Source organism: Streptomyces caniferus (assembly GCF_009811555.1).
In the GTDB taxonomy this organism is placed as follows: domain Bacteria; phylum Actinomycetota; class Actinomycetes; order Streptomycetales; family Streptomycetaceae; genus Streptomyces; species Streptomyces caniferus.
Genome location: NZ_BLIN01000002.1, coordinates 1233522 through 1247118 on the forward strand (window position 1 = coordinate 1233522; position 13597 = coordinate 1247118).

Sequence of the window (13597 nt, forward strand, 5' to 3'; positions counted from 1 at the left end):
GCTCCGCGGAGGGCGTGCCGCCGCTCGCTCCCCCGTCCTGCCCCGTCCCGCTAACGTAGGACGAATGACCGGTACACCCCGCACCCTCGCCGAGGAGCTCAGGACCCGCACCGACCGCGGGCTCGCCGGGCTGCTGCGGGCACGGCCCGACCTGCTCAATCCGGTGCCGGGCGACGTCACCCAGCTCGCCACCCGCGCCGGGACGCGCGCGTCGGTCGTCCGCGCGGTGGAGCGGCTCGACCGGTTCGTGCTGCAGACCGCGGAGGCGCTGGCGGTGGCGCCCGACCCGTGCCCGTACGACACGCTGGGCGCGCTGATGGCCGGGGACGCCGGGGACCCGGCGGTCGCCGCCGAGCTGCCCAGGGCCGTGGCGGAGCTGCGGGCGCAGGCGCTGGTGTGGGGCCCGGACGACCGGCTGCGGCTGGTGCGGACGGCCCGTGAGCTGCTCAGTCCCAGCGCCGCGCATCCGTCGCCGACCGGCCTGGGCCCGACCGTCGCCGAGGCCGCGGCCGGGATGTCGCCGGGGCGGCTGCAGGAGATCCTCACCGCGGCCGGGCTGCCCGCCACCCACGATCCGGTCACCGCCGTCGCCGCGCTCACCGGACTCTTCTCCGACCGCGCCCGGATGGCGGCGCTGCTCGACACCGCGCCCGCCGAATCCGTCACCGTCCTCGACAAGCTGCTGTGGGGCCCGCCGTACGGCGGGGTCACCGACCGCCCGGCGCCGCATCTGCAGTGGCTGCTGGACCGGGGCCTGCTGATCGCGGCCGGCGCCCGCAATGTCGTGCTGCCGCGGGAAGCGGCGCTCCATCTGCGCGCCGGGCGCGCCCATCACACCCCCGAGCCGGTCCCGCCCGCGCTCTCCCCCGCCATGGAACGTGATCCACAGCTTGTGGACAACGCCGCGGCGAGCCAGGCGTTCACCGCGCTGGCGACCGTCGAGGAGCTGCTCAAGGAGTGGGACCTGGGCGGGCCCGCCGTCCTACGGGCCGGCGGGATGAGCGTCCGCGACCTCAAGCGGACCGCCACCGCCCTGGACACCACCGAGCAGCTCGCCGCCTTCTGGCTCGAACTCGCCTACGGGGCCGGGCTGATCGCCTCCGACGGCGAGGCCGACGAGCGGTTCGCGGCCACCCCGGCCGCCGAGGAGTGGCTGCAGCTGCCCGACCACGAGCGCTGGGCCCAACTGGTGAGCGGCTGGCTCGCCGCGACCCGCACCCCGGGCGTCGTCGGCACCGCCGACGCCAAGGGCCGCGCACTGGCCGCCCTCGGCCCGCACCTCGACCGCTCCCCCGCCCCCGAGGTCCGCCGCCGCGCCCTCGCCCTCCTCGCCGGCCTGCCGCCCGGCACCTCCGTCCCGGCGACGGCGGTGCTGTCCCGGCTGCGGTGGGAGCGTCCGCTGCGCGGCGACGCGGCCGCCGGCCAGGTTCCGGCACCGGCCGCGGGCCGGACCCCGGCCGCGGCGGCCGCCGCACCCCCGCCCGGCTCCGCGGGCGCCGCCCCCGCACCCGCCGACGACCTCCGCTCACGCCTCGCCCAATGGACCCTGGCCGAGGCCGAGTTGCTCGGCGTGACCGGCCGCGGCGCGCTCTCCGCCCACGGCCGCGCGCTGATCGACACCACCGCCGAGGCCACCGCGGCGCCCTCCCCCGCGGACACCGGCGCCGCCGCGACCCGCGCCGCCGCCCTCCTCGCCCCCCTCCTGCCCGAGCCCGTCGACCACGTCCTCCTCCAGGCGGACCTGACGGCCGTCGCCCCCGGCCCGCTGCACCGCCCGCTCGCCGAGGCGCTCGGCGTCCTCGCCGACATCGAGTCCAAGGGCGGCGCGACGGTCTACCGCTTCACCCCCGCCTCCGTGCGCCGTGCCCTGGACGCCGGCCGCTCCGCCGCCGAGCTGCAGGAATTCCTCACCGCCCACTCCCGCACCCCGGTCCCCCAGCCCCTCGCCTACCTCATCGACGATGTGGCCCGTAAGCACGGCCGGCTGCGGATCGGCGCGGCCACCGCCTACGTCCGCTGCGACGACGACGCGCTGCTCTCCGAGATCGTCGCCGACCGCCGCGCCGCCCCCCTCCGGCTGCGCCGGCTCGCGCCGACCGTGCTCGCCGCCCAGACCTCCCCCGACCAACTCCTCGACGGTCTGCGGGCGATGGGCTACGCCCCGGCTGCCGAGTCCGCCGCCGGTGACGTGCTGATCGCCCGCGCCGACACCCACCGCACCCCGCCGCGCACCGCCCCCGCCCCGGTGCCCGACGGCCCGCCGTCCCCCGACCCGACCCTGCTCACCGCGGCGGTACGCGCCATCCGCGCCGGCGACCTCGCCGCCACCGCGGAGCGCAAGCCCGTCCACGCCCCGGCCCCGGCCTCCGGGTCCCTGCCCCGCACCACCTCCGCCGAGACCCTCGCCACCATGCAGGCCGCGGTCCTGACCCACTCCGCCCTGTGGATCGGCTACGTCAACGCCGACGGCGCCGCCAGCCAGCGCGTCATCGCGCCGGTACGCGTCGAAGGCGGCTTCGTGACGGCCTACGACCACACCTCCGACGAGGTCCGCACCTACCCGCTGCACCGGATCACGGGCGTGGCGGAGCTGGCGGACGACTCGGTCTGAACGGCGGGCGGGCGCGGCGGCCCCGGCTGCCTCCCGGCGCGTCCGGCCCTCCCCCGTGACCGGCGTCGCGGGCCTCGGCACCCGGCGCGCGCCCCGTGCCGGACAAGGGCCCGCCGTGCATCGCTGCCGTTCGCTGCGGCGATGCGGCACACTGGACGTTTGGCCGTGTGTGCGGTCGAGGTCTGCGGTCGTGATCGACGATCGAGGTCTGCGGCCGGTCCCAGCGGCCGACGGCCGGGAAGCGAAAGGCGAGGCGCGTGAACGGACCCCTCATCGTCCAGAGCGACAAGACGCTGCTGCTGGAGGTGGACCATGAGCTGGCGGACGCCTGCCGGCGGTCCATCGCGCCCTTTGCCGAGCTGGAGCGGGCGCCGGAGCACATCCACACCTACCGGGTGACGCCGCTCGGGCTCTGGAACGCGCGGGCGGCCGGGCACGACGCCGAGCAGGTCGTCGACGCGCTGGTGCAGTTCTCGCGGTACCCGGTGCCGCATGCGCTGCTCGTGGACATCGCCGAGACCATGTCCCGCTACGGGCGTCTCACGCTCACCAAGCACCCCGCCCACGGCCTGGTGCTGACCACCACCGACCGCCCGGTGCTGGAGGAGATCCTGCGCTCGAAGAAGGTGCAGCCGCTGGTCGGAACGCGGCTGGACCCGGATTCGGTCGTGGTCCACCCGTCGGAGCGCGGGCAGATCAAGCAGACGCTGCTCAAACTGGGCTGGCCGGCCGAGGACCTGGCCGGCTATGTCGACGGCGAGGCGCATCCGATCGAGCTGGCCGAGAACGGCTGGGCCCTGCGGCCGTACCAGCAGCAGGCGGTCGAGGGGTTCTGGCACGGCGGCTCGGGTGTGGTCGTGCTGCCCTGTGGCGCGGGCAAGACGCTGGTCGGGGCGGGCGCGATGGCGCAGGCCAAGGCGACCACGCTGATCCTGGTGACCAATACGGTCTCGGCCCGGCAGTGGAAGCACGAGCTGGTCAAGCGCACCTCGCTCACCGAGGAGGAGATCGGCGAGTACAGCGGGACGAAGAAGGAGATCCGGCCGGTCACCATCGCCACGTACCAGGTGCTGACGACCAAGCGGAAGGGCGTCTACCCGCACCTGGAACTCTTCGACTCCCGGGACTGGGGCCTGGTCATCTACGACGAGGTGCATCTGCTGCCCGCGCCGGTCTTCAAGTTCACCGCCGATCTGCAGGCACGGCGCCGGCTGGGGCTGACCGCGACGCTGGTGCGCGAGGACGGCCGGGAGTCGGACGTGTTCTCCCTCATCGGGCCCAAGCGCTTCGACGCGCCCTGGAAGGAGATCGAGGCCCAGGGGTACATCGCCCCCGCGGACTGTGTCGAGGTACGGGTCAACCTGACCGACTCGGAGCGGCTGGCGTACGCGACGGCCGAGACCGACGAGAAGTACCGCTTCTGTGCGACCACCGCCAGCAAGCAGAACGTGACCGAGGCACTGGTCCGCCGGCACCAGGGCCAGCAGACGCTGGTCATCGGGCAGTACATCGACCAGCTGGACGAGCTGGGCGAGCATCTGGACGCCCCGGTGATCAAGGGCGAGACCACCAACGCACAGCGCGAGAAGCTCTTCGACGCCTTCCGGCAGGGCGAGATCTCGGTGCTCGTCGTCTCCAAGGTCGCGAACTTCTCCATCGACCTTCCCGAGGCCACGGTCGCGATCCAGGTGTCCGGCACCTTCGGGTCGCGCCAGGAGGAGGCCCAGCGGCTGGGCCGAGTGCTGCGCCCCAAGGCGGACGGGCACGAGGCGCGGTTCTACTCGGTCGTCGCGCGCGACACCATCGACCAGGACTTCGCGGCCCACCGCCAGCGCTTCCTGGCCGAGCAGGGCTACGCGTACCGCATCGTCGACGCGGACGAGCTGCTGGCGGCGGACGAGGACGTCTGAGCCGACCCCCCGGGCGAGCGGCGCTGCCCGGCGCCTGGTGGGTCGCACCGCCGGGACCGGGCGGCTCGGCCCGTCGGGCCCTCGGTGGTCCGGCCCGCCCCGTGCCCGGTGGCTCAGCCCGCCCGGGACCCGCTGGGCAGTTCCTGTCCGGCGCGCTGCGCCGGAAGGCAGCCGCCCGGGACGCCGGGGACCACGGGGGTACCGGAGGCGGCGGAGGGCTGCCGCGTCCACCGGACCACGGCCGCCAGCAGGGCGAGACCGAGCACGGGGTACGGGGCCGCGAACGGCTGCTGCCACCACGCGAAGTGCAGGTCGAGGTCGCCGGTGTGCGGGATGATCCACATCGTGCGGGCGGCGAAGACGACGGTGACGGCGGCCAGCAGCGCCCTGCGCCACGGGCTGCGCCGGGTGTGCGCGGCGAGCGCGACGAGCAGCGGCACGCACCAGACCCAGTGGTGGGACCAGCTGATCGGCGAGACCAGCAGGGCCGTGACGGCCGTGCAGAGCACACCCCAGCTGTCCAGGCCGCGCCGCTTGTACACCCGGCGGGCGGTGTAGAGCCCGGCCGCGGCGGTCAGCAGCGCGGGCACCGCCCACAGGAGACCGGGCTCGGGGTCGTGCAGCACGCGGGTGATCAGGCCCTGGAGCGACTGGTTGTCGACGATCCAGATCTTGCCGACCCGGCCGGTCTCGAACATCCGCTGCGTCCAGAACTCGATGCTGGCGGCGGGCAGCACCAGCCAGCCCAGCAACGCCGAGACCAGAAACCCGCCGAGGACGGTAAAGGCGGCCTTCACCCGGCCGGTGACCAGGAGATAGAGGCCGAAGATCGCGGGCGTGAGTTTGATGCCGGCCGCGATGCCGGTGGCGAACCCCTTGAAGCGGGCGCCGTCCGGCCGGGAGAGGTCCCACAGGACCAGGCAGGTCAGCGCGAGGTTGACCTGGCCGAAGACGAAGGTCTGGAAGACCGGCTCCAGCCACAGGCCGAGCGCGGTGGAGGCGAGGATGACGGGCGCGGTGCCGGCTGCCTTGCGCAGGCCCGCGGCCTTGCAGGAGAGGTGGATCAGCAGCGCGAGAAGGACCGCGTTGACGAGTACGCCGACGACTTTGAGGGTGCCGAGGGAGACCCAGGTGGTCGGTATGAAGAGCACCGCCGCGAAGGGTGGATAGGTGGCCGGAAGTGCCCACTTGGTGACCGTGAACCCGTAGAGATCGCCGCCGGCCGCGGCCGCCTGGCCCTCGGCCCGGTAGACCGCTATATCGGACATCGGCATCGGCAGGACCTGGTAGAGCAGCCACAGTCCGGCCAACGAGGCCATGAGCAGCGCCGTGGCGATCACCAGGCCGCGGGGGCGGGCGATGCCCTGCCCCCAAGTCCGTCTCCCCGTCCGCGTCCCCTCGGCGGCAGACACCCCTTGTCCCCTCCCCGTCGCCCTGAGTGCACCCTCTGGCGCGACGCTAGTGGATCGAGGCCTACGGGCCGTAACGGTTTCCGGTCATCCGCACCTCAACTGCGGGGCGGCCGTGTAACCGCACGCCTCGGCGTCGGTCGGTCGTCCGTCGCGTGATCCGTCGCGACAGTCGCTCCGCCGTGTCGTCGTCCGCCGCGTCAGGTGCTCGTGCGTCGCGTCGGCCGCCGCGTCCGGTGCGTCGTCCGTCGCGTCAGGCGCTCGTCCGGTGCGTCCGTCGGTCGGTGGAGTCGTCCGTGGAGCCATCCGTGGAGTCGTCGGCGTACTCGCCCATGACGACGACGCTGAAGGCCGCCGTGGCGAAGACCTTGATCGCGCGGAGGGCGTTGCCCACGACATAGCGGTGCTCGTGGACGGGCGCCGGACCGCTTCCGGGATCCGAGCCGAGGGCCGTGGCGCCCTTGACCGGGTGGAGGGAGATCGGGTGGGCGGAACCTGGGGGAATCGCTGCGCTGCTCATGTCTCCATGATGAAATTCACGCGATTGCAGCACATCGGTCCATAGGTCCATCCCTGGGGCCGGACGTCACCCTCCAGACCCACCCCGCCCCCTACGGGAGGCCTACGGCGCTCTCGGGGACCGTCCGCCCCGGAACGACCGCCGCAACCCCGCCCGAATTCCGTTGGCGCCCTTCTGAGCCGCTGACTACAATCGCGCGTCTGCCTGCCTCCCGTCGAGGAGTGCCGCCGGCCGGTCGGAAACCGGACGGTCCTTCGCTTCACGCCGCTGACCCGCGCATCGCACGAACCGCGCTACGCACCGACACCGGCCCGCCGCGCCCGCTCACCCCGGCGCGCCCGCCGAAGTACCCGCCACCGGAGGCAACGCCGTGCCCTCGCACGCCCACCCGTCACCCGACCACCACCCCTCACCGACGGCGCTACGCACCGACAGCACTCCCCCGTCACCCGACCACCACCCCTCACCGACGGCGCTACGCACCGACAGCACTCCCCCGTCACCCGACCACCACCCCTCACCCGCGTCACCCACCCCGGCCCCCGCTGCCCCGGCCGAGACCACCACGTCCTGCGACCCCCTCCAGCGGGAGAAGGCGCACCTGGCCGCCTCCCGCGCGGCGCTGCGCGCCATGCGCGAGGACGCCGAGGCGCTGAACATCGCCGATGTCACGGCGAACTGGGTCAACGCCGAGGTCCTCCAGGGCGAGATCGACGCCCGGATCAAGGCGCTCGCGGACCTCTCCCACACCCCGCTCTTCTTCGGCCGCCTCGATTACCTCCACGCCCCCGGCCTCGACCTCGCCGAAGGCGCCTCACGAGGGGCGGCGCACCGCGCCTCCGGCGAGGGTGGTGATGGGCAACGGGAGGGCGAGAACTTCTACATCGGCCGACGGCACGTCCACGACGCCGACGGCGACCCCATGGTCATCGACTGGCGCGCGCCCGTGTCCCAGCCGTTCTACCGGGCCTCCAAGAAGGACCCGATGGACCTCCGGCTGCGCCGCCGGTTCGGTTACACGGCCGGTGAGTTGACCGCCTACGAGGACGAGCACCTCACCGACCCCGCGGAGGCGGAACGGACCAGCCGGCTCCTCCAGTCCGAGATCGAGCGCCCGCGCGTCGGCCCCATGCGGGACATCGTCGCCACGATCCAGCCGGAGCAGGACGAGATCGTGCGCGCCGGCATCGGCGGCTCGGTCTGCGTACAGGGGGCGCCGGGCACCGGTAAGACGGCCGTCGGCCTGCACCGTGTCGCGTATCTGCTGTACGCGCACCGTGAGCGGCTGGCCCGCGCCGGCACCCTCGTCATCGGCCCGAACCGCTCGTTCCTGCACTACATCGAGCAGGTGCTGCCGGCCCTCGGTGAGCTGGAGGTCAAGCAGGCCACGGTCGACGACCTGGTCGGCCATGCGGAGGTGCGCGGTACCGACGAGGCGGCCGCCGCGACGGTCAAGGGCGACGCGCGCATGGCGGAGGTGCTGCGACGGGCGGTCCGCTCGCACATCACCATGCCGCAGGAGCCCTGCGTGGTCGTCCGCGGCTCCCGCCGCTGGCGCGTACCGGCCTATGAACTCGAAGAACTCGTCACGGAGTTGATGGACCGGGACATCCGCTACGGAGCCGCCCGCGAGGCGTTGCCGCAGCGGATCGCGCATGCCGTACTGGTCCGGATGGAGCAGGCGGGCGAGGCCCCGGACGACCGGGTGCAGGACGCGGTGGCCCGTAACGCCGCCGTGAAGGCCGCGGTCAAGGCGGTGTGGCCGCCGGTCGACCCGGCCAAGCTGGTGCTGCGGCTGCTGGGCGACGCGGAGTTCCTGGCCGAGCAGTCCGAGGGGATCCTGACGCCCGAGGAGCAGAAGACGATCCTGTGGACCAAGCCGGCCCGCAGCGTGAAGAGCGCCAAGTGGTCGTCGGCGGACACGGTGTTGATCGACGAGGCGATGGACCTGGTCGCACGCACCCACTCCCTCGGCCATGTGGTCCTGGACGAGGCGCAGGACCTCTCCCCCATGCAGTACCGCGCGGTCGGCCGCCGCTGCTCCACGGGCTCCGCGACCATCCTCGGCGACATCGCACAGGGCACCACTCCCTGGGCGACCGACACCTGGGAGGAGGCGCTGCGGCACCTGGGCAAGCCCGGCTCGGCCGTCGAGGAGCTCACCCAGGGCTTCCGTGTGCCGCGCGAGGTCATCGCCTACGCGTCCCGGCTGCTGCCCGCCATCGCCCCCGACCTGACGGAGGCCACCTCCATCCGCGAGTCGGCGGGCGACTTCGAGATCCGCCCGGTCGAACCGGCGGATCTGACCACCGCCACCCTCGCCGCCTGCGACGAGGCGCTGAAGAAGGAGGGCTCGGTCGGCCTGATCGCCGCGGAGGCCCGTATTCCGACGCTGCGCGGTGCGCTGGAGGCGGCGGGCGTGGTCTGCCTCGCCCCCGGCGAGGAGACCTCGGCCGAGGCCCGGCTGACGCTGGTGCCCGCCACGCTCGCCAAGGGCCTGGAGTACGACTACGTCGTCCTGGACGAGCCGGCCGCGATCGTCGACGGCGAACCGGACGAACGCACCGGCCTGCGCCGCCTGTACGTATGCCTGACCCGGCCGGTGTCCGGCCTGACGGTGGTCCATGCGGCGGCGCTGCCGGAACAGCTGGCCGGCCCCTGAGGACCGGCCGCCACGGGCGTCAGGCGACCTTGGCGCAGATCATGGTCCGGCCGTCGTACACGTTCCAGGAGTAGCGGTAGTGGCCCGGGTCGGCCGGACAGGCATTCGTGCCCGCGGACGACGGCAGGAGGGCCGTGACCTGCATGATGTAGCTGAACTCCGAGGGCACCCGTCCGGCGCCGCAGCTCCACATGGTGAGGAGGTTCGCCGGGCCGGGCCGGCCGCCCCCGGCCTTGGCCAGGAAACACTGGCCCGTCCGGAACTGCCGCTCCACACACAGGTTCGTGAAGGTGTGGTCCACCCCCGTGTGCCACCAGCTGCCGCGTCCGCTCCCGGACGTGCAGCCGCCCCCGCTCGGAGTCACCCGCAGCACCCGTAGGTAGGCGTCGGCCGCGCCACAGCCGACCCGCTCCGGCGCCGTACGGCTCCAGCTGCCGTAGCCGTTCTGGTAGGCGTCGAGGCAGTCGCCGGCCCGTACGGAGGCAAAGGCCCGGTCGGCCGGGCTGGGCGTGCGGGACACCGCGGTGGTGGGTGCGGAGGTGGTCGCGCCGCTGGTGGAGGAGCCGCCGGTGGACGAACCACTGGTGGACGTGCCGCTCGCGGAGGTGTCGCGGGTGGGCCCGGAACCGGTGCCGCCGCCGGTGGAGGTGCCGGTCGTCGTGGCGGAGCCGAGCCCGCCGCTGCTGTACGTACCGCTCGATGTGCTGCTCGATGCGCCGCCGGTCGACGTCCCGCTGCCCGTCGAGCCGGCGGTGTCGCTGCCGTCCCAGGGCTTCCAGATGAAGACCGCGAACGCGATGACCGCGATCACCACCCAGAAGCAGCCGGACGAGGAGTCGGCGGTCTTCGCGGCGGACGAGGGCGAGGACGCGGAGGCGCGCGGGGCCGCGGTGGGCGCCCCGGCTTTCGCGCCGGACGGCGGCCGGGGCGAGGAGGCCGCACCCGCCCGCCCCGGGGAGGCCGCGCCCGCCTGCCCCGAGGCCCGGGCCCGCTGCGCGCGCCGCGCCTGCTCCGCGCGCTGCCGCCGCTCCCGCTCCTCGCGTTCGCGGCGCTGCTTCTTCTCGGCCTCCGCGGCCGCCCGCGCCCTGGCCGCCGCCCGCCTGCGGTCCTCCGCCTCCTTCCGTTCCCGGGCCGCGCGCGCCGCGCGCTCCCGCTCGGCGCGGTCCCGCTCCTCCTGCTTCTGGCGGGCGGCCCGCTGCTCCTCCTCCTTGCGCGCGGCGCGCGCGGCCTGTTCCCGCCGTGCGGCCCGCTCCTCGGTGGAGACCCGGGTGGGCGCCGGCGGCGGCACCTGCCGCGTCCGCGCGTCGACGGTGAGCGCCTCGTCCCCGCCCCCGCCCTCGCGTAACGCCCGCCCCTGGGCCTCGTACGCCTCGATCAGTGCGGTCCACCGCGGCGGCAGCCAGCGCTCGCCGCGCCGCGACGTGGGCGACCGGTCGAGTTCCTCCAGGAACTGCCGCAGGACGTCGGCCGGTTCGGGCCGCTGGGCCGGATCGGCGGCCAGGCACGGCCGGATCAGCGGGGTGAGTTCCTTGGGCAGCCCCGTCAGGTCGAGCGCGCCGCGCTGAACGAGGGTCAGCAGCCGGATCGTGTCGGCGGTCTCGGGGTAGGGCGGGCGGCCGACGGCGAGGTGGAAGAGCGTGGCGCCCAGCGAGTACACGTCGGACGCCGTGGTGGACGGCTCGGCGCGCGCCTGCTCGGGCGAGGTGAAGGCGATGGTGCCCAGCGTCAGCGAGGTACGCGTGATGTCGTTGGCGTGCGAGATACCGAAGTCGATCAGGCGCGGCCCGGCCAGCGGCAGCAGGATGTTCTGGGGTTTGACGTCCCGGTGGACGATGCCCGCCTCGTGCAGGATCACCAAGGCCTGGGCGGTGCCGGCGGCGATCCAGCGCACCGCCGAACCCGGCAGCCGTCCCTCGCTGCGGACGAGCTCGGACAGCGCGGGCGCCGGTATGTACTCGATGGCCATCCAGGGCTGCTCGGCGCCCGGGTCGGCGTCGCGCACCCGGGCCGTGAAGGCGCTGTCGATCCGCCGGGCCAGCGTCACCTCACGGGCGAACCGCCGCCGGTCGGTCTCGCTGACCAGGCCCTCGGCCAGCAGTGTTTTCACCGCGACGAGCGAACCGTCCACCGTGGACCGCGCCAGATAGATCCGTCCCATCCCGCCCGCGCCGAGCCGCCCGAGCAGCCGGTAGACGCCGAGCCGCTGCGGATCGTCGCCGCCGAGCGGCTTCATGCCGATGCCGGTCATGACGTGTCACCCTCCCCCTGGTCCCGCTGCCGTGACACCTGTCAAACAGTGGCACGGCTACGGGAGTTGAGGAAGCTGGTGAGCGGGGAGCCCGAGGGCGCGCGTGCGCCCGCCCGGCGCGCCCGCACGCCGGGTCCCGCCGGCCGACGGCTCAGACCCGCTGGACGACGGGCTGGTCCAGCGCCTCCCGCCAGGTCCGTACGGCCGCCGCGTCCACCGGTGCCGACCAGCCTGCGGGCCGGGCGGCGCCCCCGATGTGGAACGCGTCCAGTCCGGCCGCGCGCAGCGCCGGCAGCTGACCGAGGCCGAGCCCGCCGCCGACCAGGATCCGCGGACCGTACCCGGGCTCGCCCGCCGCCGTACGCGCCTGCTCGGCCAGCAGCGTCGGCACCCCCGCGTCGACGCCCTGCGCGGCACCGGCCGTCAGATAGGTGTCGAGCCCCGCGGTGCCGGGCGCCCCCGACAGCTCCTTGCGCAGCGCGTCCCGGTCGGCGGCCCGGTCGATGGCCCGGTGGAAGGTCCACCGGCAGCCGTCGATCACCTCGGCCAGCGCCGCCACCGCATCGAGATCCGGCCGCCCGTCCGGCGTCAGGAAGCCGAGGACGAACTCGTCGGCGCCCTCCGCCCGCAGCGCAGCGGCCTCCTCGCACAGTGCCGCCACGTCACCGGCCGCGAAGCCGTCGGCGGCCCGCAGCATCACCCGCAGCGGGAGGTCGACGGCCGCCCGGATCGCCGCGAAGGCGGCCCGGGGCGGGGTGAGCCCGTCGGCCGCCATGTCCGTGACCAGCTCCAGGCGGTCGGCCCCGCCGGCCCGGGCGGCGACCGCGTCCTGCGGGCCGAGCGCGATGACCTCCAGGAGCGCGCGCTTGCTCATATGACCCAATCCTTCGACGACGACGTGACGGGACGGACCCCACCACAACAGGTCTAGTCCAATATCCCAGACTACGGGTCTCCGGGCGCCCCGGGGGCCACCTCGGCACCGGCACGGCCGGAATCCGCCCGTACGCCTTATCGGTACGCCCTGTCCGTACGTCCTGGCCGCACGGCCTGTGCGTACGCCTTCTCCGCACGTCCCGTGCGTACGCCCTGTCCGCGCGTCCTGGTCGTACTCCCGTCCGTACGCCTACCCGGATGACCGGCCGTCGACCGGGGACGGACGTGGCCAGGGCGCCCGGACCCTCGGCCGCGCGGCTCGGCCGACGGGGCGGCGCACGCCCGCCGCGTCCTCCTCCCGCGGCCGCGCCCCCTTCAGAAGGGACATCCCCCTCAACCCCGCTTTCCGGACGCGGCGCGAGGCACAATGGCGGGCATGACCCCCGTGTCCCGTACGGCAGACACCACCACCGACCCGACGCAGGAGCTGCGGCAGCGCTGGGCCGTGACCGTCGCCAAGGCCCGCGGCGCCAAGAACCCCACGGCACCCGACCCCGCCCCGTATGCGGACAACCTCCTGTCCCGTTGGCGCGAGCCGCAACGCCGCTATCACACCGTCGAGCATCTGACCGCGGTCCTCTACCGCATCGACGAACTCGCGCAGCACGCCGACGACTTGCCCACCGTCCAGTTGGCGGCCTGGTTCCACGACGCCGTCTACCGGCCGGACCGCTCCGAGAACGAGGAGCGCAGCGCGGCCCTCGCCGAACGCGCACTGCCCGAGCTGGGCATCGGCCCGGCCCGCACGGCCGAGGTCGCCCGCCTGGTACGGCTCACCGTCACCCACGACCCGGCGCCCGACGACCCCGACGGCGAGGTGCTGTGCGACGCCGACCTCGCCGTGCTCGCCGGTTCCCCCGACGAGTACGCGGCCTACGCCGCCGCGGTCCGCGCCGAGTACGCTTTCGTCCCCGACCCCGACTTCCTCGCGGGCCGCTCCGCCGTGCTCTCCCAACTCCTCTCCCTCCCCCGCCTTTTCCGCACCCCCCGCGGCTACGACCGCTGGGAACACCTCGCCCGCCGCAACCTCACGACGGAGCTGGATCTGCTGCGGGGGGCCTAGGGCCTGTCTTCAAAGTCCCGTCGTTCGCCCGCAGGGCGGGCCCTGCGGTGTCTGGTGCGTGCGATCGCAAGGCGGAGGGCCTTCCCGGTACTGGGTGTACCGGGAAGGTCCCGACAACGCGGCGAGCGTGCGTGCCAGGCACCGCAAGGCAGGCGGGACTTTGAAGACAGGCCCTAGGACGTGTAGGACGTCTCCGCAGAGGCAGGGATCGTTCCGGCCACCTCCGGGGTCGGTGCGG

At 74.3% G+C, this 13597-nt stretch carries 8 protein-coding genes; 4 read left to right on the forward strand and 4 right to left on the reverse strand.

All coding sequences use genetic code 11. The features are described from left to right. Positions 1 to 64: 64 nt before the first annotated feature. Together Scani_RS07260 and Scani_RS07265 are read left to right on the forward strand one after the other, a co-directional pair. The gene (locus tag Scani_RS07260) at positions 65 to 2611 is read left to right on the forward strand and encodes a helicase C-terminal domain-containing protein (protein WP_159471110.1); all 2547 of its coding nucleotides are present in this window, start codon (positions 65 to 67) and stop codon (positions 2609 to 2611) included. Between the two features lie 257 nt (positions 2612 to 2868). Next, the gene (locus Scani_RS07265; RefSeq protein ID WP_159471112.1) at positions 2869 to 4521 is read left to right on the forward strand and encodes a DNA repair helicase XPB; all 1653 of its coding nucleotides are present in this window, start codon (positions 2869 to 2871) and stop codon (positions 4519 to 4521) included. Positions 4522 to 4634: 113 nt separating this feature from the next. Here the strand turns inward: Scani_RS07265 and Scani_RS07270 are convergent, their stop codons facing one another. Together Scani_RS07270 and Scani_RS07275 are read right to left on the reverse strand one after the other, a co-directional pair. Next, on the reverse strand, positions 4635 to 5933 hold the full coding sequence (locus Scani_RS07270; protein ID WP_246295535.1) for a glycosyltransferase 87 family protein: 1299 nt from the start codon (positions 5931 to 5933) through the stop codon (positions 4635 to 4637). Positions 5934 to 6183: 250 nt separating this feature from the next. Then, complete coding sequence (locus Scani_RS07275; RefSeq protein WP_159471114.1) at positions 6184 to 6450, reverse strand: hypothetical protein; 267 nt, start codon at positions 6448 to 6450, stop codon at positions 6184 to 6186. A 370-nt stretch (positions 6451 to 6820) separates the two neighbouring features. On the opposite strand from Scani_RS07275, the gene Scani_RS07280 reads away from it, so the two are divergent. After that, entirely contained in the window at positions 6821 to 9112 is a 2292-nt protein-coding gene (locus Scani_RS07280; RefSeq protein ID WP_503827397.1) for a HelD family protein, read from the forward strand. Between the two features lie 19 nt (positions 9113 to 9131). On the opposite strand, the gene Scani_RS07285 is transcribed toward Scani_RS07280, so the two are convergent. Together Scani_RS07285 and Scani_RS07290 are read right to left on the reverse strand one after the other, a co-directional pair. Further along, positions 9132 to 11360 (reverse strand): serine/threonine-protein kinase, encoded by a 2229-nt coding sequence (locus Scani_RS07285; protein WP_176608597.1) that lies wholly within the window; start codon positions 11358 to 11360, stop codon positions 9132 to 9134. A 151-nt stretch (positions 11361 to 11511) separates the two neighbouring features. Beyond that, positions 11512 to 12234 carry a copper homeostasis protein CutC gene (locus tag Scani_RS07290; RefSeq protein ID WP_159471116.1) on the reverse strand — a complete coding sequence of 241 codons (723 nt, stop codon included), beginning with the start codon at positions 12232 to 12234 and terminating at the stop codon, positions 11512 to 11514. A gap of 438 nt (positions 12235 to 12672) precedes the next feature. Between Scani_RS07290 and Scani_RS07295 the strand changes: the two genes are divergently transcribed. Next, entirely contained in the window at positions 12673 to 13359 is a 687-nt protein-coding gene (locus Scani_RS07295) for an HD domain-containing protein (RefSeq protein ID WP_159471118.1), read from the forward strand. The last annotated feature ends 238 nt before the right edge of the window (positions 13360 to 13597 follow it).